21 protein-coding genes are annotated in these 24381 nt (G+C 73.7%); 10 read left to right on the top strand and 11 right to left on the bottom strand.

Annotation, left to right across the window (positions count from 1 at the left end):
* The first annotated feature begins 48 nt into the window (after positions 1–48).
* The 4 genes from ABZX40_RS04390 to ABZX40_RS04375 all read left to right on the top strand — a co-directional run bounded on the left by ABZX40_RS04390 (position 49) and on the right by ABZX40_RS04375 (position 3198).
* Positions 49–648: a methyltransferase domain-containing protein gene (locus ABZX40_RS04390; protein ID WP_355737025.1), complete on the top strand. Its 600-nt coding sequence runs from the start codon at positions 49–51 to the stop codon at positions 646–648.
* Between the two features lie 141 nt (positions 649–789).
* Positions 790–1086 (top strand): hypothetical protein, encoded by a 297-nt coding sequence (locus ABZX40_RS04385; protein WP_355737022.1) that lies wholly within the window; start codon positions 790–792, stop codon positions 1084–1086.
* A gap of 585 nt (positions 1087–1671) precedes the next feature.
* The gene (locus tag ABZX40_RS04380) at positions 1672–1818 is read left to right on the top strand and encodes a hypothetical protein (RefSeq protein ID WP_355737019.1); all 147 of its coding nucleotides are present in this window, start codon (positions 1672–1674) and stop codon (positions 1816–1818) included.
* Between the two features lie 321 nt (positions 1819–2139).
* The gene (locus tag ABZX40_RS04375; RefSeq protein ID WP_355737016.1) at positions 2140–3198 is read left to right on the top strand and encodes a hypothetical protein; all 1059 of its coding nucleotides are present in this window, start codon (positions 2140–2142) and stop codon (positions 3196–3198) included.
* 192 nt (positions 3199–3390) lie between these two features.
* Here the strand turns inward: ABZX40_RS04375 and ABZX40_RS04370 are convergent, their stop codons facing one another.
* A complete protein-coding gene (locus tag ABZX40_RS04370; RefSeq protein ID WP_355737013.1) occupies positions 3391–3573 on the bottom strand; it encodes a hypothetical protein in 183 nt (60 codons plus the stop codon).
* A 355-nt stretch (positions 3574–3928) separates the two neighbouring features.
* Here ABZX40_RS04370 and ABZX40_RS04365 point away from each other — a divergent pair, with 355 nt between their 5' ends.
* Both ABZX40_RS04365 and ABZX40_RS04360 read left to right on the top strand, forming a co-directional pair.
* A complete protein-coding gene (locus ABZX40_RS04365) occupies positions 3929–6775 on the top strand; it encodes an SNF2-related protein (RefSeq protein WP_355737345.1) in 2847 nt (948 codons plus the stop codon).
* A gap of 23 nt (positions 6776–6798) precedes the next feature.
* Positions 6799–8055, top strand: coding sequence for an SWF or SNF family helicase (locus ABZX40_RS04360; RefSeq protein WP_355737342.1), 1257 nt, complete (start codon positions 6799–6801; stop codon positions 8053–8055).
* Between the two features lie 212 nt (positions 8056–8267).
* Here the strand turns inward: ABZX40_RS04360 and ABZX40_RS04355 are convergent, their stop codons facing one another.
* A complete protein-coding gene (locus ABZX40_RS04355; RefSeq protein ID WP_355737011.1) occupies positions 8268–8819 on the bottom strand; it encodes a hypothetical protein in 552 nt (183 codons plus the stop codon).
* Positions 8820–8989: 170 nt separating this feature from the next.
* Between ABZX40_RS04355 and ABZX40_RS04350 the strand changes: the two genes are divergently transcribed.
* Positions 8990–9430 (top strand): VOC family protein, encoded by a 441-nt coding sequence (locus ABZX40_RS04350; protein ID WP_355737008.1) that lies wholly within the window; start codon positions 8990–8992, stop codon positions 9428–9430.
* Between the two features lie 218 nt (positions 9431–9648).
* On the opposite strand, the gene xylA is transcribed toward ABZX40_RS04350, so the two are convergent.
* Positions 9649–10815, bottom strand: a complete 1167-nt coding sequence (gene xylA / locus ABZX40_RS04345) for a xylose isomerase (protein WP_355737005.1) — start codon at positions 10813–10815, stop codon at positions 9649–9651.
* Between the two features lie 365 nt (positions 10816–11180).
* Between xylA and xylB the strand changes: the two genes are divergently transcribed.
* From xylB to ABZX40_RS04330, 3 genes are all read left to right on the top strand, one after another.
* Entirely contained in the window at positions 11181–12626 is a 1446-nt protein-coding gene (xylB, locus tag ABZX40_RS04340; RefSeq protein WP_355737002.1) for a xylulokinase, read from the top strand.
* 383 nt (positions 12627–13009) lie between these two features.
* Positions 13010–14218: an ROK family transcriptional regulator gene (locus ABZX40_RS04335; protein WP_355736999.1), complete on the top strand. Its 1209-nt coding sequence runs from the start codon at positions 13010–13012 to the stop codon at positions 14216–14218.
* Positions 14219–14477: 259 nt separating this feature from the next.
* Positions 14478–15125: an N-acetylmuramoyl-L-alanine amidase gene (locus tag ABZX40_RS04330; RefSeq protein ID WP_355736996.1), complete on the top strand. Its 648-nt coding sequence runs from the start codon at positions 14478–14480 to the stop codon at positions 15123–15125.
* A gap of 82 nt (positions 15126–15207) precedes the next feature.
* Here the strand turns inward: ABZX40_RS04330 and ABZX40_RS04325 are convergent, their stop codons facing one another.
* The 8 genes from ABZX40_RS04325 to ABZX40_RS04290 all read right to left on the bottom strand — a co-directional run bounded on the left by ABZX40_RS04325 (position 15208) and on the right by ABZX40_RS04290 (position 24361).
* Positions 15208–16287 carry a hypothetical protein gene (locus ABZX40_RS04325; RefSeq protein WP_355736994.1) on the bottom strand — a complete coding sequence of 360 codons (1080 nt, stop codon included), beginning with the start codon at positions 16285–16287 and terminating at the stop codon, positions 15208–15210.
* A 46-nt stretch (positions 16288–16333) separates the two neighbouring features.
* The gene (locus ABZX40_RS04320; RefSeq protein WP_355736992.1) at positions 16334–16606 is read right to left on the bottom strand and encodes a DNA-binding protein; all 273 of its coding nucleotides are present in this window, start codon (positions 16604–16606) and stop codon (positions 16334–16336) included.
* Positions 16603–17388, bottom strand: a complete 786-nt coding sequence (locus tag ABZX40_RS04315) for a hypothetical protein (protein WP_355736990.1) — start codon at positions 17386–17388, stop codon at positions 16603–16605. The genes ABZX40_RS04320 and ABZX40_RS04315 overlap by 4 nt, the downstream gene beginning before the upstream one ends.
* 280 nt (positions 17389–17668) lie before the next feature.
* Entirely contained in the window at positions 17669–19864 is a 2196-nt protein-coding gene (locus tag ABZX40_RS04310; RefSeq protein WP_355736987.1) for a hypothetical protein, read from the bottom strand.
* On the bottom strand, positions 19861–20139 hold the full coding sequence (locus ABZX40_RS04305) for an S-type pyocin domain-containing protein (protein WP_355736984.1): 279 nt from the start codon (positions 20137–20139) through the stop codon (positions 19861–19863). The genes ABZX40_RS04310 and ABZX40_RS04305 overlap by 4 nt, the downstream gene beginning before the upstream one ends.
* 234 nt (positions 20140–20373) lie before the next feature.
* Entirely contained in the window at positions 20374–21261 is an 888-nt protein-coding gene (locus tag ABZX40_RS04300) for a hypothetical protein (RefSeq protein WP_355736981.1), read from the bottom strand.
* Positions 21258–23405 carry a hypothetical protein gene (locus ABZX40_RS04295; protein ID WP_355736978.1) on the bottom strand — a complete coding sequence of 716 codons (2148 nt, stop codon included), beginning with the start codon at positions 23403–23405 and terminating at the stop codon, positions 21258–21260. The genes ABZX40_RS04300 and ABZX40_RS04295 overlap by 4 nt, the downstream gene beginning before the upstream one ends.
* The gene (locus tag ABZX40_RS04290; protein ID WP_355736975.1) at positions 23402–24361 is read right to left on the bottom strand and encodes a hypothetical protein; all 960 of its coding nucleotides are present in this window, start codon (positions 24359–24361) and stop codon (positions 23402–23404) included. The genes ABZX40_RS04295 and ABZX40_RS04290 overlap by 4 nt, the downstream gene beginning before the upstream one ends.
* Positions 24362–24381 lie beyond the last annotated feature (20 nt).

The raw sequence follows: 24381 nt of genomic DNA, 5'->3' as shown, positions 1-24381 counted from the left end.
AACGTGTGCGCACAGACGTCGTCCCTGTCGGTGCGAGATCATGCGGGGATGAGCGACGACCGTACGCATGTGCAGGAGTTCTTCACCGCCCGCGCGGCCGACTGGGACCGCAAGTTCCCCGACGACGGGCCCGCCTACGCCGCTGCGGCAGCCGCGCTCGGTCTGCGTGACGGCGACCGGGTGCTGGACGCCGGATGCGGCACGGGCCGGGCCCTGACGCCGCTGCGCGCGGCCGTGGGGCCCTCGGGGCTGGTCCTGGGGGCCGATCTGACACCCGCGATGCTGGCCGCCGCCGTAGAGGCCGGACGGGACCGTGACGCCTGTCTGCTGCTCGCCGATGTCTCGGCGCTGCCGTTGCGGTCGGGGTCCCTGGACGCGGTGTTCGCGGCCGGGCTGATCGCCCATCTGCCGAACCCAGTCGAGAATCTGCGCGAGTTGCGGCGCGTCGTACGACCGGGCGGCCGGCTCGCCCTGTTCCACCCCATCGGCCGTGCGGCCCTGGCCGCCCGCCAGGGACGCCAGATCACCCCGGACGACCTGCGCGCCGAACCCAACCTCCGCCCGCTGCTGGCCTCTTCGGGCTGGCGCATGACGTCGTACGTCGACGAGGACGCCCGTTTCCTGGCCCTGGCCGAGCGCGACGGCTGACGGCTGACCTCCGGCCCGCCCACCCCTCGGACACCGCGCTTTCACCGCACCGTCCCTCTGTCGCCACCCGCGCCACGACCCGTACGTTGAGAACGGCGGATCGAGGGCTGTCGAACACAGCTACGAGGGGTTGGTGGTCGCATGTGGGGCAAGGTCGGCGCGTCCTGGAGCCGGGTCCGCGAGGTGTTCCGATCCGAGCCGGGTACGGGTCAGCAGGCCCGTGGACACAATCTGTTCGAGGCCGCCGCGGTGTATGTCTCGGCGTGCGCCGAGGACGACCAGGAGCGGATCGACGAGGCTGCGGGCTGGGTGTCGCCGGAGGCGCTGTCGTTCGGGGTGAGCGAGCTGGCCTGCCGTGCGGTGATCGCGCTGGCCCGTGAACGCGACGAGTCCCCACAGACCGTCGCCCGCGACCTGCTGGGACTTCCGGCGACCTGAGGCGGGGGGGGCGGCGGACCGGTTCCACGCGGAGGCACGGGGGGAGGAGGGGGCGGTGGAGGGAGAGAGGGGCGGTGGGGAGTGAGGGCGGGGGGGAGGGGCGGTGGAGGGAGAGAGGGGCAGTGGGGAGTGAGGGCGGGGGGGGTCCGTCGTGTCGGATGGGTGGGGCTGCTGCGTCTGGCGGGCGGGGGTGTCGCGTTGGGGGGGCGGGGCTATCGCGTTGGGCGGGCGGGGCTGTCGCGTTGGGGGGGGCGGGGCTATCGCGTTGGGACGGGCAGGGCTGCCGGGTCGGCGCTGGGGGCGGGGGCGCCGAGTTGTGCAGGGTGTCCGGGCGGCGCGGACAGGTCCACCAAGTCGCGTAGGCGGGCGGTGCGAGTTGGTGCACCGCGTGGGGTGGGCGGGCGGTGGGGGCAGGTCCACCGCGTCGGGTGGACGGTCGGTGGGGACGAGTCCGCCGAGTCGGGTGAGCGGGCGGTGGGGACGAGTCCGCCGAGACGGGTGAGCGGCCGGTGGGGACAAGTCCACCGCGTCGCACGTGGTCGGCGGTGCGGGCGAGTCCGCCATGTCCGGCGGGCACTCGGCGATGTGGGCGCATGCGCCGAGTCCAGCGAGCGGCTGGGCAGTGTGAACGCGCCCGCCGACTCCAGCGAGCGGCCGGGCAGTGTGAGCGCGCCCGCCGACTCCAGCGAACGGCCAGGCAGCGCGGGCAAGTCCACCGACTCCAACGATTGACCGGGCAGCGCGGGCGCATCCGCCAGTCCAGCGAGCAGCCGGGCAATGTGAGCGCGCCCGCCGACTCCAGCGAACGGCCAGGCAGCGCAGGCGAGTCCGCCAACTCCAGCAAGCAGCCGGGCACCGCAGACACCGCAGGCACCGCAGGCACCGCAACGTCCACCGGGCGTACGGGCAGTGCCGGCGGGACGCGAGCGCGGGCGGTGGCAATTCCGCCCGGTCCAGCCAAATCGTCCCAGCTCCACGCGGCCCCGGAACCGTGACAACGAGCCGCCGGTCGCACTAGGGTGCGCGCCGTTGGACGAACCTGGGGAGGCTGGAATGGCCGGAACGGACGAGGACGCCGCCGCCGAGGACGACGCGCTGTATGTCCTTACCGCGGTGCTGCTGACGCCGGCGCAGTTCCCCAGTGTGCTGGGGGACGACTATCCCGAAGCCTGTGCGGCGCTGGGGCTCGCGCCGCTGGCCGCCGGGTACGGCCTGGTGCTCGGGCAGGACGGTGAGGGCGCGCGCTGGACCGTGGCGACCGACGATGTCTCACTGGTTGCCGTGGCCGTCGCCGCCTGGGACTGCGGTATGGAGTACGACCTGTCGCCGGACGAGCGCTCGGTCGTGGCGGCGCTGCCGGGCTGGCCGCTCGCCGTCGCCGTGGCCGCCCCGGGCGTGCCCGCGCCGCACGATCCCGGTCCCGAGATCGCCGGAGGTCCCGCCCTGACGCCGCCGGACACCTCGGTGTGGGGGCCGGCCCAGCGGCGGCTGGGCGCCGACGAGATCGCCTTGCAGTGGGCCATGTGGCGCGAGCAGATCGACGACGCCGACTTCACCCGGGGCGCCGTGTCCCGGACCGACGGGGACGGCTCGGGCGGGGCCGCGCCGGACCCGTCGGCGGGGTCGGACCCGGAACGACCGGGCGCGGCAGGCAGGGAACGGGCTTCCTCCGGGGAAGGGGAACAGGCCGCGGCCGAGGCCGCTCCCGGCCCAGCCCCTGGCACGCCGGGCGAGCGAACCACAACCGCCACCGCGACCACCGGCACCAGAAACGACACCACGCCCGGCACCACGACAAGCGGCACCACAACCGGCACCGCACCCGGCACCACGCCCACCCCCGGCCACACCGGCATCCGCCGCGTCCTCGCCGAGGCCCGCGCCTACGTGGACGCGCCGCCGCCCCTGGGCCGGGTCCGCTCCTCCTTCGCCCCGGGCGACGCCCGCACCCTGCGCGCCGACGGTCCCGGCTGGTCGCTGGTGGCCCGCACCGACGACATCGCCTTCGTGCTGCTGGACGAGGAGCCCGGTGAGGTGCTGCCGGTGGGGCGGGGCCGGGAACTGCCCGGTCTGCTGGAGGCACTGGACCGGATGGCCGTACGGCCCAGCTGACGAGGACGGAGCCGCAGCGGCACGGCGCCGACCCGGCACAACCGCGGCGCGTCCGGCCGCAGAGCACCGCAGCGCACCCCGGCGATGGCGTCGGTGTCGCGTTCGTCGCCCGCCCCCTTCGCCCAGCCCCGTCTCACCCGCCGGATTCCTCCCCGGGAACCCGGCGCACCCGGCGGCGCACCCCGCGGCGCGTCAGCGGCCCAGCTCCTTGCGGGTGACCCGGCGCAGCCTGCGGCGCTGCGCGGGGTCGAGGGTGAGGTACGCGGCGGCCGGCACCCCGAGCACGATCAGCAGCGCCGCCCACCAGGGCAGCCATATCAACAGGATGATGCCGACCGCCACACCACCTGCGGCGATCTTGGCGTTCTTCGACATGGTGTTGCCTCCTCCGCGGCCATTGCCGCTCTCTGTTCTGAAAACGGCTCCGCGCTCCCCGCGGTTCCGGACCACTACCCTGAGACGTCCCTGACTCCTCCCCCTGAGACGTCCCTGACTGTCCTGCCGGAGTCCTTTCCCGGCCCTCTCCCGGTTCTCTCCCAGCCCTGTCACAGTCTTTCCCGAGCCCCGCCCGAGCGCCGCCCGAGTTTTCCCGACGCACCTCCATAGGCGTCTCGTGACCCAGATCACCGCCCGGTCGCTCCGGAGGCTCCCTTCGATCCTGTACCCTCGGCCGCTCTGACGCCATGTAGTCAAATTTGAGGAGTACGGCAGAGCTGTGCACAGCACTCCGATGGCCATCCCGTCCGAGACCGACGAACTGATCCGCTGCTGCTCCTTGTTCCTCCCCGGTGATCCGGCCCGCACCGGAACGGTCGCGTTCTGGCGTGCCGACGGGGGCGCTCCGCCGGCCGTCGGCGCCGGGACGGCCGGGGAGCTGACCGTCGTCGTCCCCACGCCCATCGGTGTGGCGGCGGCCGAGGTGCCCGCGGTGCTGCTGCCGGTGCGCGCCGCGCTGCCGGTGCTCACGCGCGCGCGGGTCGCACCCGCCACCCATCGGTCCACCGCGTTCTGGGGCGCGGCCACGGTGCTGGCGCTGCACTGGGCCGCGCGGGGTCTGCTGCTGCCGGGACTGTCGGCGGCCGACCTGGACGCCTGGCGGGCGGGCCCCTTGCGCGCGGAGGACGCCGAGCGGCTCCGCGCGCTGGCGGCGGCCATGCCGCCCGAGGCGCACGCCGTACCGCTGCCCGGCGCCGACGGTCCGCTGCGGCTGCCCGCCCCGGAACGGCTGCTGCGCGCCTTCCTGGACTCCGTCGCCGACACCCTGCCCCGCACACCGGCCGCCGCCCTCGTCACGGGTGGTCCCGCGTATGCCGTGCCGGAGCCGCAGCAGTTGCCCGGCCGCGCGTGGGCCGACGAGGTCGCCGCCGGTCATGACGCCGGGGTGCGGATCTCGCTGCGGATCGAGGTCGAGGGGCTGGCGGCCGAGCCGGAGGGCGACGCGGCGGGTCCGCGTTTCCGCGCGGTGCCGCAGGTGCACAGTGTCAGCGATCCCGCGCTGGTCGCGGACGCCGTGGACGTGTGGGCGGGCGGTGAGGGCACGGCCGGGTTCGGGGCCCGCGCGCGGATGGACGTCCTCGTCGCGCTGCGCCGCGCGGCGCGGGCCTGGCCGGGGCTGACACCGCTGCTGTCGGCCGCCGCGCCGGAGGCGGTGGAACTCGCCGAGGACGAGGTGGGTGACCTGCTCGGCGGCGGTACGCGGGCGCTGGCCGCCGCCGGGGTCGACGTGCACTGGCCCAAGGAGCTGGCCCGGGAACTGACCACCCGCGCGCTGGTCGGCCCGCCCGACGGCGAGGGACCCGGCCGGGCGGCGTCCGGCACGCCGTCGTTCCTGTCCGCCGACGCGCTGCTCGCCTTCAACTGGCGGTTCGCGCTGGGCGACCAGCATCTGACCCGCGCGGAGCTGGACGGGCTCGCGGAGGCGGGGCGGCCGGTGGTGCGGCTGCGCGACCAGTGGGTGCTGGTCGATCCGGAGGCGGTACGCCGGGCCCGCGAGCGGCAGGACGGCAAGGTCTCCCCCGTCGACGCGCTGAGCGCCGCTCTGACGGGCTCCGCGGAGGTGGACGGCCGCCGGGTCGAGGTGCTGCCCACGGGCTGGCTGGCGGGGCTGCGGGAGCGGCTCGCCGACCCCGAGGGCCAGGACCCGGTGGAGCAGCCCGCCGCGCTCACGGCCACGCTGCGGGACTACCAGCGGCGGGGACTGAGCTGGCTGGCCCGGATGACCTCCCTGGGCCTGGGCTGCTGTCTGGCCGACGACATGGGCCTCGGCAAGACGATCACCCTGATCGCCCTGCATCTGCACCGGCAGTCCGACCCGGCGTCCGCGGGCCCCACCCTGGTGGTCTGCCCGACCTCGCTGATGAGCAACTGGCAGCGGGAGATCGAGAGGTTCGCCCCCGGCACGCCCGTGCGCCGCTTCCACGGCACCCGGCGCGATCTGACGGACCTGGCCGACGGCGAGTTCGTGCTGACGACGTACGGCACGATGCGGCTGGACGCGGGGCGGCTCGCCACGGTGCCCTGGGGGCTGGTCGTCACGGACGAGGCACAGCATGTGAAGAACCCGTACTCGGCGACCGCGCGGGAGCTGCGTTCCATCGGGGCACGCGCGCGGGTGGCGCTCACGGGCACGCCGGTGGAGAACAACCTGTCGGAGCTGTGGGCCATCCTGGACTGGACGACACCGGGCCTGCTGGGCCGCCTGGGGACCTTCCGCACGCGGTACGCGCAGGCCGTCGAGAGCGGCCGGGATCCGGCCGCGGCGGAGCGGCTGGCCCGGCTGGTGCGCCCGTTCCTGCTGCGCCGCCGCAAGGGCGATCCCGGGATCGCGCCCGAACTGCCGCCGAAGACCGAGACCGACCGACCGGTGTCCCTCACCGCGGAGCAGACGGGTCTGTACGAGGCCGTGGTGCGCGAGACGCTGGCGCGGATCGCGGAGGCCGACGACATGGCGCGGCGCGGGCTGATCGTGAAGCTGCTGACCGGTCTGAAGCAGATCTGCAATCACCCGGCGCAGTACCTCAAGGAGGACCGGCCGGTGATCGCCGGACGGTCCGGGAAGCTGGAGCTGCTGGACGAGCTGCTCGGCACGATCCTGGCCGAGGAGGCGAGCGTGCTGGTCTTCACGCAGTACGTCGCCATGGCGCGGATCATCGAGCGGCATCTCGCGGCGCGCGGGGTGCCGACGCAGTTCCTGCACGGCGGGACGTCGGTGACGGAACGGGACGCCATGGTGCGGCGGTTCCAGGACGGCGAGGTGCCGGTGTTCCTACTGTCGCTGAAGGCCGCCGGGACGGGGCTCAACCTCACGCGCGCGGAGCATGTCGTGCACTACGACCGCTGGTGGAACCCGGCCGTGGAGGCGCAGGCCACCGACCGCGCCTACCGGATCGGGCAGACCCGGCCGGTGCAGGTGCACCGGCTGATCGCCGAGGGCACGGTCGAGGACCGTATCGCCGGTCTGCTGGAGCGGAAGAAGGAACTGGCCGAGGCGGTGCTCGGCGGCGGTGAGACGGCCTTCACCGAGCTGACGGACGACCAGCTGGCCGATCTGGTGGAGCTGCGAGGAGGCACCCGGTGACCGGATACGACGACTTCGAGGACATCGGCGACACCGAGGGGGACACCGAGCGCACCTTCTCGCCGCTGCCGCCCGCCCATGGGCGCGGTTTCGCGCAGACCTGGTGGGGCCATGCCTGGCTCGGGGCCCTGGAGGGCGGGGCGATGGACCATCAGCAGGTCAAGACGGGCCGTCGGCTCGCCCGCGCGGGAGCGGTCGGCGCGGTGTCGGTGCGGCCCGGCCGGATCACCGCCGTCGTCCAGGACCGCGACGGTACGCGGCACCGCGCGGACGTGCTCCTGGAGCGGCTGTCCGCCGAACAGTGGGACCGGTTCCTGGACATGGCCGTGGAGCGGGCCGGGCATGTGGCGGCGCTCCTGGACCGCGACATGCCACCGGACCTCGTGGAGGACGCGGCGACGGCCGGTATCGATCTGCTGCCGGGGCTCGGCGAGCTGGAGCCGGAGTGCGACTGCGGCGCCTGGGACCACTGCGGGCACACGGCCGCGCTGTGCTACCAGCTGGCGCGGCTGCTGGACCAGGACCCCTTCGTCCTGCTCCTGATGCGCGGACGCGCCGAACACGCCCTGCTGGCGGCACTCCAGGAGCGCAGCGCGGCCCCCGCGGTGGAGACGGCGGAGCCGGACGGTGTGGACGCGGCGGAGGCATACGCAACCGGTGATGCCCTGCCCCCGCTGCCCGCCCCGCCGGAGCTGCCCGACACGCCCGGGACGCCCCCGACACTGGACACCGAGGCACCGCCGCCGCCCGGCGTGGACCCGGCGGCGCTGGAGTTCCTCGCCGCGCGCACCGCCGCAGAGGCGCACCGCCTGCTGGCCGGGGCGCTGCGGGCCGACGGCGGCGGTGACGGTGTGCTGACGGCCGCCCAGGACGCCGTACGGCTCGCCGTGGGCGCCGACCGGGACGTACGGGGCCGGCTGGCCGCCGGGTCGGGGCGCGGCCCTGGGGAGCTGGAGCGGGCGGTCCGGGCGTGGCGGTACGGCGGGGCGTCCGCGCTGGAGGTGTGCGAGGAGCAGTGGGACCTGCACGGGGAAACGGCGGCCCGCGCGCGGGCGGCCGTCGAATCGGCCTGGGACGACGACGAGCGGCCCCCGCTGCGGGCCGCCGCGAACCACTGGACGGTCGTCGGTGAACCGGCCCAGCTGCGTCTGGGCCGGGACGGCCGCTGGTGGCCCTACCGCGGTGAGGACGGCCACTGGGTACCGGCCGGACCGGCCTCCCAGGACCCCGCCACGGCACTGGCGACGGCGCGTCCGGCGGGGGCGGAGGAGAGCGACTGAGGTACGGGGGACGGTCATGGGTGGGCCGGGCTCCCCGGGTGCCCGGCAGCCTCCGGCCGCCTTGCGCCGCACACCGCGCGGAGCGCGTCCTGCGCTCCGCGCGGTACCGCGTTCCCGGCGTCCCGCGTGCCGTTCCGGGGGCCGTCCAGGTCGTGGTCGTTCCGGACTGATCGCCGTCGTTGGTGATCGCCGTTGCTACTGATCACCGTCGTTCAGGACTGATCACCCAGGTCGATCGACGGGAACCCGGACGGGATGATCGATTCGAGTCCGCTGGGCAGGTTCGTCGGGAAGTCGCTGGGCAGGTTCGTCGGGAAGTCGCTCGGGAAACCGCTGGGCCAGTCGCTCGGCAGGTCGGTGGGGAAACCGGAGGGCAGGGACGGCAGGCCGCTCGGCAGGTCGGTGGGAAGGCCGCTGGGGAGGTCGGGCAGCAGGTCCGAGGGCTCGGCCGGCGATGACGGATCGCCGGAATCCTGGCTGGTGCCGCCCGCCGGGGGCGCCGGGTCGGACGGGTCGTCACCGTCGTTGGCCAGAAACACGATCACCCCGACGGCGGCGACCGCCACCAGGACCGCGAGAGCGAGGAACAGGGGATTGCGCCCCCTTCGGCCGCCTCCGGGGTCGTAGGGGCCGTCGGAGCCGCCGGAGTCGCCGGAGTCGCCGGGTGACGGTCCGAAGCCGCCCGGGGGTGGTGGGTGGCTCGGCGGGGGCGGCGTGTCGCGCGGTGGCTCGGGCGGCTGGGGCGGTACTGGTGGCGTGGCCATGCCGTCCAGGATCGCGGTCCGGGGGATCTCCGTGCGACCCCCGCGGGAAGGTTGCTACGGACCCGTGAAGGTCGGCGGCGGCACGGCCGGGCATGTCGAGAACGGCCGGCCGGCTCCGTCCCAGGGGCGGACGCGGCCGGCCGTGGCCGTACCGGGCTGAGGAGGCCAGTATGACGATCCGGCGGATGGACAACGTCCTGATCGTGGTCGAGGACCTGGACGCGGTGATCGCGTTCTTCGTGGAACTCGGGATGGAACTGGAGGGCAGGGCCCCTCTTGAGGGGCGGTGGGCGGAACGGGTCATCGGGCTGGAGGACGTCCGGCAGGAGGTCGCCATGCTGCGCGTGCCGGGCGGCCCCGGTCGGATCGAGCTGGCGCGGTTCGACCGGCCGAAGGCCGTCCGGCCCGAGCCCGTGGCCCCGCCGGCGAACACTCTGGGCCTGCGGCGCGTCATGTTCGCCGTGGACGACCTCCAGGACGTGCTCACCCGGGTGCGGGCCCATGGCGCCGAACTCGTGGGCACCGTGGAGGAGTACGAGGGCGTCTACCGGCTCTGCTACGTCAGCGGCCCCGAGAACATCGTCGTCGGCCTCGCCGAGCAGATCGGCTGAGGGGCCCTGGGGGCCCACCCCGGGGACGACCCACCGGGGCCTCCCCGGGGTGGGGGACACGCGCGTGCGCCGCACGCCGGACCCGTGAGCCCGTCCCGCGCGCGTGCCCTCCACTTCCCGTCGGCGAGGAGCGCGTCGTCGTCCTCCGCCGCTCGTCCCGCGCGCGTGCCCCTTCGCTCCGGGCCGGGAGGATCAGCCCCCGCTCCGGGCCGGGAGGATCAGCCCCGCGCCCCCAGCAGATGGTCCATCGCCAGCTGGTCGAGGCGCTCGAAGGCCATCCCGCGCGCGGCGGCGCCGTCCACGTCGAAGTCCTCGAACGCCGTCCGGTCGGCCAGCAGCGCCTGGAGGCCGTCGTCGGCCGTGGGGCGGGCCAGTTCGTCCAGACGGGAGTCCTTCAGGGCCTGCTGGACCTCGGGGTCGGCGCGGAAGGCGGCGGCCCGCTCCTTGAGGATCAGATAGTTGCGCATACAGCCGGCGGCCGATGCCCAGACGCCGTCCAGGTCCTCGGTCCGCGGCGGCTTGAAGTCGAAGTGGCGCGGGCCCTCGTAACCGGCCGTCTCCAGCAGGTCGACCAGCCAGAACGCGGCGCGCAGATCACCGGCGCCGAAGCGCAGGTCCTGGTCGTACTTGATGCCGTTCTGGCCGTTGAGGTCGAGGTGGAAGAGCTTGCCGGACCACAGGGCCTGGGCGATGCCGTGCGGGTAGTTGAGGCCGGCCATCTGCTCGTGCCCGACCTCCGGGTTCACGCCGTACAGCTCCGGGCGCTCCAGGCGCTCGATGAAGGCCAGGGCGTGGCCGACGGTCGGCAGCAGGATGTCGCCGCGCGGCTCGTTCGGCTTGGGTTCGATGGCGAAGCGCAGGTCGTAGCCTTGGGTGGTGACGTACTCGCCGAGGAGGTCGAACGCCTCCTTCATCCGGTCCAGGGCGTCGCGCACGTCCTTGGCGCCGCCGGATTCGGCGCCCTCCCGGCCGCCCCAGGCGACATAGATCCTGGCGCCGAGTTCGACGGCCAGGTCGATGTTGCGGATGGTCTTGCGCAGCGCGTAGCGGCGGACGTCGCGGTCGTTGGCGGTGAAGCCGCCGTCCTTGAAGACCGGGTGGGTGAACAGGTTGGTGGTGGCCATGGGGACGGTCATGCCGGTGGCGTCGAGGGCCTGCCGGAAGCGCTTGACGTGCGATTCGCGCTCGGTGTCGGACGCGCCGAACGGGATCAGGTCGTCGTCGTGGAACGTCACCCCGTGCGCGCCCAGCTCGGCCAGGCGCCGGACGGTCTCGGCCGGGTCGAGCGCCGCGCGGGTGGCGTCGCCGAACGGGTCCCTTCCCTGCCAGCCGACGGTCCACAGGCCGAAGGTGAACCTGTCCTCGGGGGTGGGCTGGTAGTTCATGCCGCGGCTCCCTTGTGCTCGCTTCTGCTCACTGGTGATGGTCCTGGCGCTGTGCCGGTGTGCGGTCCCGGCGCCTGGGCGGCGCGGGTACGGGTACGGGTACGGACGGGTACGAACGGGCGCCCCAGGAGTGCGTACCGGGGTACACGGGCGCCCACCGCCTATTTCGTCATGGCGCTTTACAAATTAGTATGCCGTCGCGCTCCTGGGAAGAGACATAGTTGTCCCGGGGGCCGGGAAACAGGCCGGAGCCGGGCCGCCAGCCAGGAGCCGGACGCGCGACACGCCGTACACGGGACACGCGTACGCCACAGCGCGCCGTACAGCCGTACCGGGCCGTAGGCGCCGTACCAGAGGGAGAGCCCATGTCAGCAGCCGATGGTCCGCTCGTCGTCGGCGTGGACACATCCACCCAGTCGACGAAGGCACTGGTGGTGGACGTGGCGACCGGGCAGGTCGTGGCGAGTGGGCAGGCCCCGCACGGGGTCACCACGGGCGAGGGCCGGGAGAGCGATCCACGGCAGTGGTGGGAGGCGCTGGGCGAGGCCCTGCGCCAGTGCGGGGACGCCGCGCGGGAGGCGTCCGCGGTGTCCATCGGGGGGCAGCAGCACGGGCTGGTCACGCTGGACGCGCGCGGGGAGCCGGTCCGGCCCGCGCTGCTGTGGAACGACGTCCGGTCGGCGCCCCAGGCGCGGCGGCTGACGGAGGAGCTGGGCGGCGCGAAGTTCTGGGCCGAGCGGACCGGTTCGGTGCCCACCGCGTCCTTCACGGTCACCAAGTGGGCCTGGCTCACCGAGCACGAACCGGAGGCGGCCCGCGCGGTGAGGGCCGTACGCCTCCCCCACGACTACCTCACCGAGCGCCTCACGGGCCTGGGCACCACGGACCGCGGGGACGCCTCCGGCACGGGCTGGTGGGCGTCGGCGACGGAGGCGTACGAGGACGAGATCCTCGCCCATGTGGGCCTGGACCCGGCGCTGCTGCCCCGGGTGGCCCGGCCCGGCGAGGTCGTCGGCACCGTCCGCGACGGCCAGGGCCTGCCGTTCGCCAAGGGCACCCTGGTCGCACCGGGGACCGGCGACAACGCGGCGGCGGCCCTGGGCCTCGGGCTGCGGCCCGGCACGGCGGTGCTCAGCCTCGGCACATCGGGCACCGTCTACGGGGTGGCGCAGCGCCGCCCCACCGATCCGACCGGCACGGTCGCGGGCTTCGCCGACGCGCGCGGCGACTGGCTGCCGCTGGCCTGCACCCTGAACTGCACCCTGGCCGTGGACCGGGTGGCGACCCTGCTGGGCCTGGACCGCGAGGCCGTGGAACCGGGCACCTCGGTGACCCTGCTCCCGTACCTGGACGGCGAGCGCACCCCCGATCTGCCGAACGCCTCGGGGCTGCTGCACGGCCTGCGCCACGACACGACCGCCGGGCAACTCCTCCAGGCCGCCTACGACGGGGCCGTGCACGCGTTGCTGGGCGCCCTGGACCTGGTCCTGGACGAGGACGCGGACCCGTCGGCGCCGCTGCTGCTGATCGGCGGCGGGGCACGCGGCCGGGCCTGGCAGCAGACCGTACGGCGGCTGTCGGGGCGCCCGGTGCAGGTGCCCGAGGCGAAGGAACTGGTCGCCCTCGGCGCGGCGGCCCAGGCGGCGGGTGTGCTCACCGGCGAGGACCCGGCCGCGGTCGCCCGGCGCTGGAACACCGCGCGCGGGCCGGTCCTGGACGCCGTCCCGCGCGACGAGGCGACGCTGACCAGGATCTCCGGGGTACTCTCCGACGCGGCACCGCTGCTGGAGCGGCGCCCGGAGAGCGGCTGAGGGGCCGGGAGGGGCTCCCGGGTGACCGGGGCGGGGGCCGGGAGGGGCTCCCGGGTGACCGGGACGGGGGGCGGGGCAGGGCGGGACGGGGTAGGCCGGGGCGGTGTCGGTGTCACAGGCGAACGATGGCGACGGCGACGGCGACGGCGACCAAACGGAGACCGGGGGCCGGCGGACAAGGGAGCCCGGCACCCGAAGCACGACCACCCGACGGCTGAACGGACCGAACGGGCTGAACGAGCCGAACGCCCCGACCGACGCCGGTCCGACGACCCGGCGCCCCCGACGACCGAGTGTCGTCCCCGACCGAGTGTCGTCGCCGAAATGCCAACCCGCCCGCGCGCGTGCGCGGGTGGCCGGAGCCACTGAGGACTGACGAAGGCATGACCGCACCGCTGCACGAGGCACACTCAGCCGGTCCCGGACGCGCGCTGCCCGACACCCAGCAAGGCATGCGGCGGCGCAATCTCGCGCGCGTGATGCACACGGTGAGCGCGGAGGGGCCGCTGTCACGTGCCGCGGTCGCCTCCCGTATCGGGCTGACCCGCGCGGCGGTCTCCACGCTGGTGGACGAGTTGGTCCGCGCCGGTCTGCTGGACGAACTCGGCCCCGAGCGGCCCGGCCGGGTGGGCCGCCCCGGCTCGGCGCTGGCCGTCAGCGGGCGCGGCCCCGCTGGTATCGGCGCGGAGATCGGCGTCGACCATCTCGCGGTCTGCGCGGTGGATCTGCGCGGCCGGGTCCGGGCACGGGCCGTGCACCGGGGTCCCAACCGGGGGCGGGCCCCGCAGCCGGTGGCCGAGGAGCTGACCGCGTTGCTGCACCGGGTCGTCGCCGACGCGGAACGGGAGGGGCTGTGGGCGGCGGGACTCGCCGTGGCCGTCCCCGGTCTGGTCGCCGTGGACGCCCGGACGGTCGTGCGCGCCCCGAACCTGGACTGGCGCGACACCGACCTCGCCGCGCTGTTCCCGCCCGAGCTGCCGCCCGTCGTCGACAACGAGGCCAACTTCGGCGGGCTGGCCGAACTCTGGCTCGGCGAGGACACCCCGCGCGACTTCCTGCATGTCTCGGCGGAGATCGGTATCGGCGCGTCCGTGGTCGTCGACGGACGGTTGCTGCGCGGCACCCGGGGTTTCGCGGGCGAGCTGGGCCATGTGCCGGTCCACCCCGACGGGCCCGCGTGCGCGTGCGGCGGACGGGGCTGTCTGGAGCAGTACGCAGGCGAGGAGGCGGTGCTGCGGGCCGCGGGCATCGAACCCGGCGACAATCGCGTGGAGTTGCTCGCCGAGCGGGCCGAACGGGGGGACACCTATGTGCGAGGGGCGCTGCGCGACGCGGGGCAGGCCCTCGGCATCGCCCTGACCGGCGCGGTGAATCTCCTCGACCCCGGAAGTGTGGTGCTGGGCGGCGCTCTCGCCGCGCTGGCCCCCTGGCTGCTGCCGTCCCTCCGCGAGGAACTGGAGGGCCGCACGGCGGGCCGGGCCTGCCCGGTGACGGTGTCACGGCTGGGCTCGGAGGGACCGCTGCTGGGAGCGGCGCACTCGGTGGTGCGCGGGGTGCTGGACGACCCGGGAGCGGTGGCGGGACGGGGCTAGAGCCAGCCCCACACCGGCCGACCCCCGACGACCTGGTCACCGCCCGCAACCGTCAACCCCTCCCCCCACGTCACCCCTTCGGGTGGCCGAGATATCCACAACCCGCCCCCCGTCCACGGATTCACGTCGGCCCCGCCACTCGCCCGCCGGGCGACCTACCGTGAATCGCACGCGGCGCGCACCGACCCGGTGCGCAGGTGAGCCGCGTGGACCAAGGCCCGCCCCGACCGACCGGGCCGCAGAGATCGGAGCAGCGTCAGTGACGAGCGACCGGCGAAATCCCCCCGCACCGCCCGAGCCCCACCCTCCGCCGGCCCCCGCGCCCGGCCGTCGGCGCCTCCTGAGGGGCGCCGCACTCGCCGCCGTCCCCTACGCCCTCCTGCCCACTCCCCGAGCGGGCGCGGTCGCCCAGGCACCCGACTACCCGCCCGGCGAGTGGCAGCCCGCGCACCGCGCCCACTACACCCCGGCCGACCGCCCCACGGACCACCCCGTGGATTTCGTGGTCATCCACGTGGCCCAGGCGAGCTACGGCGGCACACTCTCCGTCTTCCAGCGCCCGGACAAGGAGGTGTCCGCCCACTACGTCGTCCGGTCGCACGACGGCCATGTCGCCCAGTGCGTCCGTGAGTCCGACATCGGCTGGCACGCGGGAAACTGGGACTACAACACCCGCAGCATCGGCATCGAGCACGAGGGCTGGGTCGACCGGCCGGCGTACTTCACCGACGCCCTGTACGACAGCTCCGCCCGTCTGACGGCCTCGATATGCGACCGGCACGCGATACCCCGGGACCGCGCCCACATCATCGCCCACTACGAGATACCGGGCACGGACCACACGGACCCGGGACCGCTGTGGGACTGGGAGCGGTACATGGGACTGGTTCGGTCCGTGTCCGTGTGAGGGTCCGGCACGGAGTGGCCGGTTCGTCCATGGCACTCCCGGTTTCCGGCACTCGGGGCGGGGTTCGGCCCGGCGGCTGCCGTCAGGATTGCCGCAGCGCCAGAGCCGTGACCCGCCATTCCTGGAAGACGGCCACACTTCGGAAGATGACCTGGAGTGACCTGGAGATACGGCGGCCCGGACCACGCAGTTGCCGACTGGCCGCGCCCATCATGCCGATCACCGCCGTCATCTGTTCATAGCCGTCGGCCGCGCCCTGTACGTCGGAGGAGGCCGAGACGACGCTGTCCAGAAGGTGCGGCACACTGTCGGGCCATTCACTGCGCGGGGTGTTCGCGGTCCACTCAAGGAGGGAGCCGAAGGCACCGACGGCGACCCCCATACGCTGGGCGAACTGTTCGGCCGCCGCTTCGAGGTCGATGGCCGGTCCGTCGATGGCCTTGGCCAGACGGTGGATCACCGCACGTTTCATCCTCGAAGAGGCGCCGGGATGGTTGATACGGGCCATCTCCTCTCCGACGAGTTCCACCATGGCCACGAGATCGGCGATAGCGGCCTCCACATCGGCCATGTCGCCAGTGATGGCGTCCAGTTGGGCTTCGGCCTCGAAGGCCAGGTCGAAGAATCCGGGGGCGTCCTCGGCGGGCTCACCCGTCGGCCCGGCGCCGGGCGACGGTGTCGGGCCCGGTGCGGGCAAGGGCGGCGGCACCATGGCCGTCCCGCCCTCCACCCCAACCGCTCCCGCCCTGTGGACGGCGTCGCTCAGCACGGCGATGAGTTGATCCCGGGCCGTGAGCGCATCGGTGGTGCCGGGCGGCAAGGCGATGGAGGGTGTCCCTGTGGTGCCCGGAACGCGGTTGGCACCCTCGGTGACCAGAACCGTGCACCGGCCGAGGGCGTGGCGCATGCCGAGCGCGAAGACCAGTTCCTCGCCGGAACCGCACAGGTCGGCCACGACGACATCGACCTCGGTCGCCAGGCGCAGCAACTGGTCGGCGGGCAGTCCGGCGTTCGAGAGTTCGTCGGCCCGCAGGAGGGTAAGGCCCAGTTGGTCACAGGTGGGCCGTACGACGGTGTCGTAGAAGAGGGTGGATCGATCGTCCCCGGTGGGCAGCGGGGGGCCGGCGGCGGCGGTCGCTGCGATGGCCAGGCAGTTGGGCATGAGGGGCTCCTTGAGCGGGGCGGAAGGGACGGTGGTGTGCCGGGGTTCAGTCGAAGAGGGTGAGGGCGACGCCGTCGGTGATCTCGTCGGCGAAGACGGGGCGTTCCTCGATACCGAGGGCGCTCAGCAGGTCCACGGTGAGCACGCGGTGGCGTCGGCCGACCCGGACCGTGGGGCAGGGGAAGGCATCGTGGGCGATCAGCCGGTAGGCGGTGCCCAGGCACATGCCGAACGCTCGGGCGGCGGTGCGGAGGTCGACACTGACAGGGAGGTTGAAGATCTCGCGGAAGGTGAGGGTCGTGTCGGGGCGGTCGGTCACCGGTTCCTCCCGGCGCGTCGCAGGGCGAGGGTGGCGACTCCACGGCCCCGGCCCGAGTAGCCGGTGCAGGTGGCGTCTTCGGCGAGACCCCATGCCTCGGCGAGCGCGCCGATCCGGACCCCCTCGACCCGCTCGGCGGGCACGAGGAACCGGACGGTGGCCGAGAGTCCGGGCGGGTCGTAGTCGACCTGCCACGGTCCGGACGCGTCGGTCTCGCGACGGCCCTGGGTCTCGATGTCGTCCACGGCGACCTCGGGGCGGGCCCTCCGGAACAGGGTCCATGCCCGGGAACAGGCAGAGCGCAGCACGTACCCGCCGGGGTCCCCGCCCGAGGCATCCGGGTCCATGCTGAGCGGGCTCGGGCCGTCGCCGGTTCCGCCTGGATCCGAGCCCCCGACGCGCCCGCCCGAATCCGTCGTGCGCTCCCTGACCTCCGCCAGCGCCTCCAGGTAGCAGGTGATGAGTTCCGACTCGACGTCGTCGCGTGCGGCGCCGAGGTCCCGCGTGATCCGGTGGGCGGTGCGGAAGAGGCCGGGGAGTCCCAGCCAGACGGCCGCCAGCGGCCAGTCAGCCGGAGCGGCGGCCGGATCGGCGGTGTTGTGGGCGCGTGCGGCGATCTGCCGCCACAGTGCGCCTCGCTCGGCGGGATGCGTGGAGCGGTCGTAGAGCAGACGCCGGGCCTGGTGGAGTGTGAGGGGCGCTCCCCATTCGGAGGGCGGTCCCTGCGCGGGTGACGACCCCTGCGCGGGTGACGGTCCCGGTGTGGGCGGCAGTCCCGGCATGGGCGGCAACCCCTGTGGCGGCGGACTCTGCGAGGGTGGCGCACCCTCGCTCGGGGCCGATGTGCCGGAGTGCTGAAGTACCGGTGTCGGGTGCCGGTCGTCGCACCGGCGCTCGATCGGGCCGATGCGACGGAGTTGCGGCGTCTGGTCCTGGCCGGCGCACGCGCTCTCGACCGAGCCGACACGCCGGAGCGCCGGTGCCGGGTCTCGGTCGGCGCACGCGCGCTCGATGGTGGCGAAAAGCCCCGGTGGGGCGGGAAAGGACATCGGTGCCTCCGATTCAATCCGTCTGGGTCTGGTTCTGGTTCTGTCCGGGCGAGGGCGTGCCGCGCCACTCCCTCAGCAGGCGGCGTGCGAGGTCTTTGCCGGGGAGGGGATCGGGGCCGCGCTCGACGGCGAGGAGCCAGCGGAGGAACCCGGGCTGCCGGGCTGCCGTCAGGCCCCGCAGCAGGGCCTCCACCGTCGGGTCCGGCACGGCCGTGCCGTCGGAGGGTCGGCACCAGAGGATGAGGACATCGCGCATGGACGGGAACGCGGTGGGCTCGTTGAGGGCGTGAGCCGTGAGCACGACGGTCTCTGCCGCGGCCGTCTCCCCGTCCTGGATACGGCTCGTCCACCAGCGGAAATCCGTGGCGGCGGCCATCGCGGGAAAGGCGAGGGCGGCGAGCAGATCGAGAACGCCCTCGGTCTCTGTCCAGTCCCGCAACCGGCCCAGGAGACCGGCCCGTTCCCCAGTACCGCCGGTGGCAAAGCGCTGGGCCAGCATGTCCACGACGGTGATGGCGACGCCCGGGTCTCCCGGACCGCCGTCGAACGTCCCCGACAGCCTTTCCGTCAGCCGCAGCACGTGCCCCGCGGACAGTCCGCCATGGTCGGAGCGGCAAGCCAGGGCCACCGCGGTGCGCAGCGGCGCCTCGGCCGCGACGCTCCACGCGTCGAGCAGGCTCTCGGCCCCCGCCGCCGCCCCGGTGCGGCGGACGGCCGTCCCCAGGCTCCGCGCGGCCACTTCGACGGCGTACCCTCCTGGCACGAGGGCCATGGCGCGCAGATGTTCCAGGCTGCGGCCGCCCGTGCCCGCCGCCATCGCGACGACCGCCCGCGCGGCCCGCTCGACATGGTCCGGTTCATGACCGGTCCCGGCCAGCCAGGTGTGCAACAGCGGCATCAGTTCGACATGGTCACGGCAGAGGGCCTCCCAGAGGGCATAGCCCGTGGCGGGCCAGTGGAACGCCACGGTGTCCGGATCCCCGACCTCCGTCGGCGGTGTCCGTCGCGCGGCGAGCGCGCGCAGATTGTCGGTCAGGGGCCGTTGCCGGGTCGCGACGGCGCCCTGCCCGCCTCCACCACCGAGACCCTGCCCGCCACCACCGGCAAGCCCTTGCCCGCCTCCGCCGCCGGACTTCTGTCCGCACTCCTGCCCGCCTCCACCGCCGGCTCCACCGCGAGGTGCCGTCACGGCCGCCCCCCGGTCCTCGCACTCGGCCAGTCTCAGCAGCTCCGCCGCCCGCTCCTCGACGACACGGAGGTCGAGCCCCCCGTAGACCGTGAGGGCGAGCAATTGCGCCAGATGAACGGGGTCCTCCCGCGCGCGGACCAGCAGTGCCGGGACCTCCGCGCGGGCGAGCACGCACAGGACGTTCCCGTCGGAGCCCTCGCCCGGCCCTGCAGCCGCCACAGCGGTCACGGTCTCGGCCGCGCGAGCCGCGTAGCGCGGTGGCAGGCCCAGCGGCAGCAGCTCGGCGAGCAGGTCCGGCGGGGCGTTCAGCAGTCCGGCCCGCACGCTGTCGTCGGGGCACAGGTCCGACAGGTGCGCGGCGAAGACCTTCCGCGGGTCGGGGGCCAGATGCCGCAGCACTGGTACGCCGATCCTGTCGCCGAGGGTGCTGACCAGCCCGGGGGCGTCGGCCAGCACGATGAGGAGCCGTGCGTCCGCCTCCGTGAGCGAGATCTCCAGCCGGGCCAGGTCCCAGGACCGCCAGGCGAAGGGATCGGGGGGGTCCATCACCAGATAGCCGTGCACCCCGCTCGGCCGGGGGGTCCACCGGGGGAGGTTGACCGCCCCGTCCACCTGGACGAGTACGGGCTCCTCCACTCCGTGGGCCAGCAGGTTGAGGGCGTGGGTCTCGCGTCCGGTCCCCGGGTCGCCGACGAGCACGGCGACACCGGAGCCGAGCGAGGCGAGGACGTCCCCGGATCCGGGCGGTGCGACGAAGCGCCGCCTGGCCACCGCGAGATCCTTCGCCCGTACGGGGCCCTGCCGCATGGGCGTCGGGCCGGTGTCGCCGACTCCCGGGGCGGTGGCCACGACCTGCCGTTGGCCACCGGTCATCAGCCCTGTGTTGATGGTGCCGTTCGGGGCGTTGATCAGCATCGCCCGGCCCGCGGCCAAGGCCGGGGTGAGGACCTCGATCGGGCCTGCGGCGAGCGCCGAGGAAAGGGCGTCGAGATCACGCGGCTGCGGGATGTCAGCTGTCATCGCCGGCCCCGGTGAGACGGCGGCCGGGGCTGCTCGACGGTGGTGTGGTGCTGTCCGCCGTGGACGGTGCCGGTGTTGATGATCCCGCGCTCGGCGTTCAGGACGAGGGGGCCGTGAACCGCCGGTTCGGCAGCTGCGTCCGGCGACGCCTCTGCGGACGCTTCCTGATGCGGGGCCCCACTCGGCTCCTGCTCGGTGTTCGGGACCGGGTGATCCTGAAGAAAGGGAAGAAAAGGAATCACCTTTCCCACCTCATCGGAGTTTTCCGCTCGCATGTGATTCCTCTCCGGACGAACACCCGCAGGTGATCGCGCGTCATTTCCTGGACGCCACGAGACTCCCGCAGTCCGGGGGACAGCACCGCTCGCAAAGTGCGTTCACCGAGGGACGTGCATCACACGCCCGAACCAGCACAAAAAAAGGGGCACGCCGCTCGATCGCGGCGTGCCCAACAAATCCGAGGAAAAGCCCGGGAAAGCGTCCGAGGAACCGGCTCGTACCTCCCCCGCTCACACACCTCCACCCTCAGGAACCCGATGCCCCAGCAGTGCGATCCGGTCGCGAAGCAGCCAGGAGATCTCCTTGCGTTCCTGCTCGCTCAGCGTGCCGAGCAGGACGGCGAGTTCCTCCTGCCAGTCCGTACGCGGCGGGCTGAGCAGGTCCTGATGGCGGACCGCCCAGTCCAGGACCTGGCTCACCTGGTCCGGGTGCCTCAGGAGCCAGAGCGCGGCGAGGGAGACCGGCCCGGCGTGCAGCGCCTGGAGACAGAACTCGTACTCACCGCTGCGGCTGGGCGTCCAGGAGTAGCGGACCCCCTGGTTCTCCTCCTGGCCGAGGCTCAGTTCCTCACCGGTCTCCCGGAGCCGTACATCGAACACGCGGTAGCTGAGTCCGGACTCCTCGACCCGCTGGGGCGCGCTGAGGTGACGCATGATCTCGGGTGCTCCGAGTCCGTTCCCGGCCAGGGTCTGGGCCTCGGCCAGGTGCCTCAGGGTTCTTGTGAGGTGGGTACGGACCACATGCCAGCCATGAAGGGTCCGGGTGCGGACCACACGTACCGGGTCGTGCACCCACCAGGACACCCACAGTTCCACCGATTCGGTGCCGTAGACGGTGGGGAGGCCGACGGCCCGGGTGTCCACGTGTTCGGTGGTGTCCACCCGGAAGACGTCGGGGTAGTCCCCGCCCATCCCGGGGGCCCCGGCGTCTTCGAGCGGGGGCAGGTACGCGCCTGCCTCGTCGGGGTCGCCCCGGCGGCCCTGGACGAAGTAGTCACCGGCGGTGTCTTTCAGGACCAGGCACCAGTCCCGTGTGCCGGACCAGCGGTGTCCGACGATCTCCCGCCAGGGCCGCCGGGCGGTGCGGACGTAGAGAGGTTCGGCCGTCTCCTCGTTCACGCCGCCACCCGCCTGACACCGCTGCGCCAGTCGGAGAGCGCGCTCCGTGCGCTCCGCAGCCCTGCCCAGCCCTCGGCCGCTTCCCGGTTCATCTCGACGAAGAGCCGGAACTCGCCCTTGCGCATCCCGCTTTCCAGTTCATCGAAAAGGGTCTCCACCGCCCGGAACAGGGTGCTGTCCCAGCGTGCCACGTCGGCCCATCCCAGCAAGGCCCGGCACGTGGTCTGGAAGGTGCTATCGGAATTCAGCGCACCCTGGATCATCCGGGTGATGAGAATCCCGTCCTCGGTACCGTCGGCGAGTTGCCGCTGAAACCAGCGGCGGTGGAACAGGAGATCACTGATCAGTACGCGCGCGTATTCCGCGGGGTCCTCGTCGGAGTCCACCATGTCGGCGAGCCAGTGGAACACCCTTCTCTCATGGCCGGCCCGGAACAGCCGCTGGACCGCCGCACGTACGGCGTGGAGGACCGGATCCCCCCGCCCGTCCGCCGCGTCCGGATCACCGTCGGAGACGGCCCGGCGGACGAGCCGGTGGAGCAGCCGCAGGGCGAGACCGGGCCGGGACAGCCCGAACTCGGCGCCGCACGCGAACGCCACCGTGGTCCGCAGCCGCGAGTCGACCACACCGCTCCAGCTCTCGATGCGGTACCGCACCTCCGCGGCCAGTACCGGGTCCTCGGCCGCGATCCCCAGGGCGTGCGCGGCGATGACGCGGCCGGTGGTGCGCTCGGAGTCGGCGAGGGCCTCGATGTGGTGCAGGGCCCGGCGTCCTCCGCCCCAGCTCGCCGCCAGGCCCATGACCCGGCCCACGGGCAGGGTCAGCTCACTGTCGCGGCGCACATCGCGCAGCCATCTCACCAACAGCTCCGACAGCCGTCCGTACTCCCGCCACACATGCCGCAGGACGGCCTCCGCCTGCCCGTACCGGATGAACACGACGGGCTCCACCGCATGCGCGTAGGCGCCCTGGGCGCGGATCTCGCGCGGCTGCTGGATCGCGTGGACCGAGCGGAGCAGTTCGGTGAGGGAGCGCCGGAAGACGAAGTCCGGATTGGGGCGTTCGGCCTTCTCGCCGCCCTGGGGGTCCGTCGCGGGCAGCAGCGCGTCGAGCCGCCCCTCGGAGAGTTGCAGCAGCCGTTCGGCCTCGCTCCGGACGATCCGGTGGTCCAGTCCTTCGTAGACACAGACGGTCAGCAGAAAGGCCAGGGCCTCCGGGTCCTCGCGCAGCGCGGCGACGAGTTCCGGCACTTCCCGCTCGGCCCGGTAGCTGAGCCGGGCGCGCAGATCGCCCAGTGCCTTCGCCTCCCCGTCGGCCGCGACGATGGCGTCGATGAGTTCGGCCACTTCGGCGGGGACCAGTTCGGGGGCCAGGAGTTCGCCGAGTTCCTCGCCGGTGAGCGCGGCCAGCAGCCGTTCCCGCTCACGCTGGTCCGGTACGACCGCCGCGAACCGGGCGCCGAACACCTGGGAGGGCGGTGGCGGCTCGCAGCCGACCGGGCGGACATGGAGGTCCTGTTCCAGGCGGCGCAGCAGAGCGGTGTCGTCGGGCAGGACGATCACCATCCGCGATCCGGCCTCCTGGAGCAGGAACCGCAGATGGCCGAGGACTCCGGGGCCGAGCGGGCGGCTGGGGAAGAGTCCGTCCATCAGATAGCCGCGGGCCGTGGAGTCGGTGGGCCGCCAGCGGTCCAGCTCCGTGACCCCGTCCAGCGCCCGCAGCGGAGCGCCGTCCCCGCCGCACTCGCGGAGCAGATTGAGTGCCGCGGTACGGCGGCCGGAGCCCGGACGCCCGGCCAGGAACAGGACGCCCCGCTCCAGTTCGGCCAGGGCGGCGGGAAACCAGGCCGGCCGGGCGAATCCGAAGCCGGCCGCGCTGACCTCCGTCTCCGGGATCGGGCCTTCGCGCACCCGGGTCCCCCGGGCTTCCCCGGCCGCGCGCCGCTCGTCGCCCGGCCCGTTGCGGACACCCTGACCGCCATGGACGGAGCCGTTGTTGATGTTCCCGCCGGGGGCGTACACCACGAACCGCGCCGGGCCCTCAAGGGAGTCGAGCAGCTCGGGGAAGTCGGGGGCCTCCAGCTCGGGCCCGGTTGACCGCGGCTCCTCCCCGGCCTCCGGGGGCGCCGTCTGCTGCGGAATCACTGCCGCCCCTGATACTTGTCGCCCCGCACCTGGTCCCCCTGGAACCCCCGTACGCGCCCCGCCTTGTTCCCCTGGACCTGGTCCCCGGCGACGTGATAATTGCCGACGCTCTGCCCGCCGTGGACGGTTCCCGTGTTGATGTTGCCGTTGGGCGCGCTGTTGCTGACCTGCGCGCCGGGGACGGCGGCCTCCCGCTCCGGCTCCCGCTCGGGCGAAGCGTCCCCCTCGCCCCCCTTGCCCCGCCCTCCGTCCGCCGTCCCGGACCCGCCCCCGCCGTACTCGTACTCGTACAGCGGTCCCGACGGCTGGGGTACGTAGATCCACGCCTGCTGGGCGAACGGCTTGCCCTCGACCGTGGCGGCCACCTCCACGAAGTGGTCGGGGTGACGGCCGGTGTACCCGCCGGCGACGGTGTCCTCGTAGCAGCGGTGGGAGAGGATCGCGGCGACGTGCGTGATGTTCTCCTTGTGCGAGGCCAGCACGGCCTTGACGGGGCGTGAGTCCAGGAGCCGGTGGGTGTCGTTGCGGGCGGTGCCGTTGCCGCCGTACTCGTCGCCGGTGTCCGGCAGCGGACCGATGTGCAGGCTGGCCCGGAGCCTGATGGGGAGGGCGCCGTGCGACAGGACGTTGTAGTCGGTCAGTACCTCCTGGAGGGTGTGCAGCAGGGGATGGACCACGAAGGGCATCAGGGACGGATCGAACCCGAAGACATATCCGTCGCCGGTCGTGGCGGGGAACCTGCGGTCGTTCCACAGCTCCCGCAGCCCCGCCCTGGCGAAGGCGGTCTCCAGCAGCTCGGGGACGGCACGGCTGATGCCCTCGTGCTCGACGGCGGGCCGGCCCGTGAAGCCCTTGGCGTCCACGGCGAAGATGCCCCGGTACGGGGGCAGGGGGCGGCTGCGGGTGTAGCGGGCCACGCCGTCCTGGGGCGGTGTGCCGATGTGCTGCTCGCGCATGTGTCACTCCTCGGTGAGGC

The sequence above is a fragment of the Streptomyces sp. NPDC004610 genome, from assembly GCF_040609715.1.
GTDB lineage: Bacteria > Actinomycetota > Actinomycetes > Streptomycetales > Streptomycetaceae > Streptomyces.
Note: the sequence above shows the minus strand (reverse complement) of the source record. Positions and strands in the feature narration are given on the sequence as shown.

Bases quoted from the DNA above. Each gene is read 5' to 3' on its own strand.
- ABZX40_RS04370 (WP_355737013.1), bottom strand. From the start codon at position 3,573: ATGTCGAAGAACGCCAAGATCGCCGCAGGTGGTGTGGCGGTCGGCATC.
- ABZX40_RS04350 (WP_355737008.1), top strand. From the start codon at position 8,990: ATGACGATCCGGCGGATGGACAACGTCCTGATCGTGGTCGAGGACCTG.
- xylA (WP_355737005.1), bottom strand. From the start codon at position 10,815: ATGAACTACCAGCCCACCCCCGAGGACAGGTTCACCTTCGGCCTGTGG.
- ABZX40_RS04310 (WP_355736987.1), bottom strand. From the start codon at position 19,864: ATGACAGCTGACATCCCGCAGCCGCGTGATCTCGACGCCCTTTCCTCG.
- ABZX40_RS04305 (WP_355736984.1), bottom strand. From the start codon at position 20,139: ATGCGAGCGGAAAACTCCGATGAGGTGGGAAAGGTGATTCCTTTTCTT.
- ABZX40_RS04335 (WP_355736999.1), top strand. From the start codon at position 13,010: ATGACCGCACCGCTGCACGAGGCACACTCAGCCGGTCCCGGACGCGCG.
- ABZX40_RS04355 (WP_355737011.1), bottom strand. From the start codon at position 8,819: ATGGCCACGCCACCAGTACCGCCCCAGCCGCCCGAGCCACCGCGCGAC.
- ABZX40_RS04390 (WP_355737025.1), top strand. From the start codon at position 49: ATGAGCGACGACCGTACGCATGTGCAGGAGTTCTTCACCGCCCGCGCG.
- xylB (WP_355737002.1), top strand. From the start codon at position 11,181: ATGTCAGCAGCCGATGGTCCGCTCGTCGTCGGCGTGGACACATCCACC.
- ABZX40_RS04375 (WP_355737016.1), top strand. From the start codon at position 2,140: ATGGCCGGAACGGACGAGGACGCCGCCGCCGAGGACGACGCGCTGTAT.
- ABZX40_RS04315 (WP_355736990.1), bottom strand. From the start codon at position 17,388: ATGCCGGGACTGCCGCCCACACCGGGACCGTCACCCGCGCAGGGGTCG.
- ABZX40_RS04385 (WP_355737022.1), top strand. From the start codon at position 790: ATGTGGGGCAAGGTCGGCGCGTCCTGGAGCCGGGTCCGCGAGGTGTTC.
- ABZX40_RS04325 (WP_355736994.1), bottom strand. From the start codon at position 16,287: ATGCCCAACTGCCTGGCCATCGCAGCGACCGCCGCCGCCGGCCCCCCG.
- ABZX40_RS04290 (WP_355736975.1), bottom strand. From the start codon at position 24,361: ATGCGCGAGCAGCACATCGGCACACCGCCCCAGGACGGCGTGGCCCGC.
- ABZX40_RS04365 (WP_355737345.1), top strand. From the start codon at position 3,929: ATGGCCATCCCGTCCGAGACCGACGAACTGATCCGCTGCTGCTCCTTG.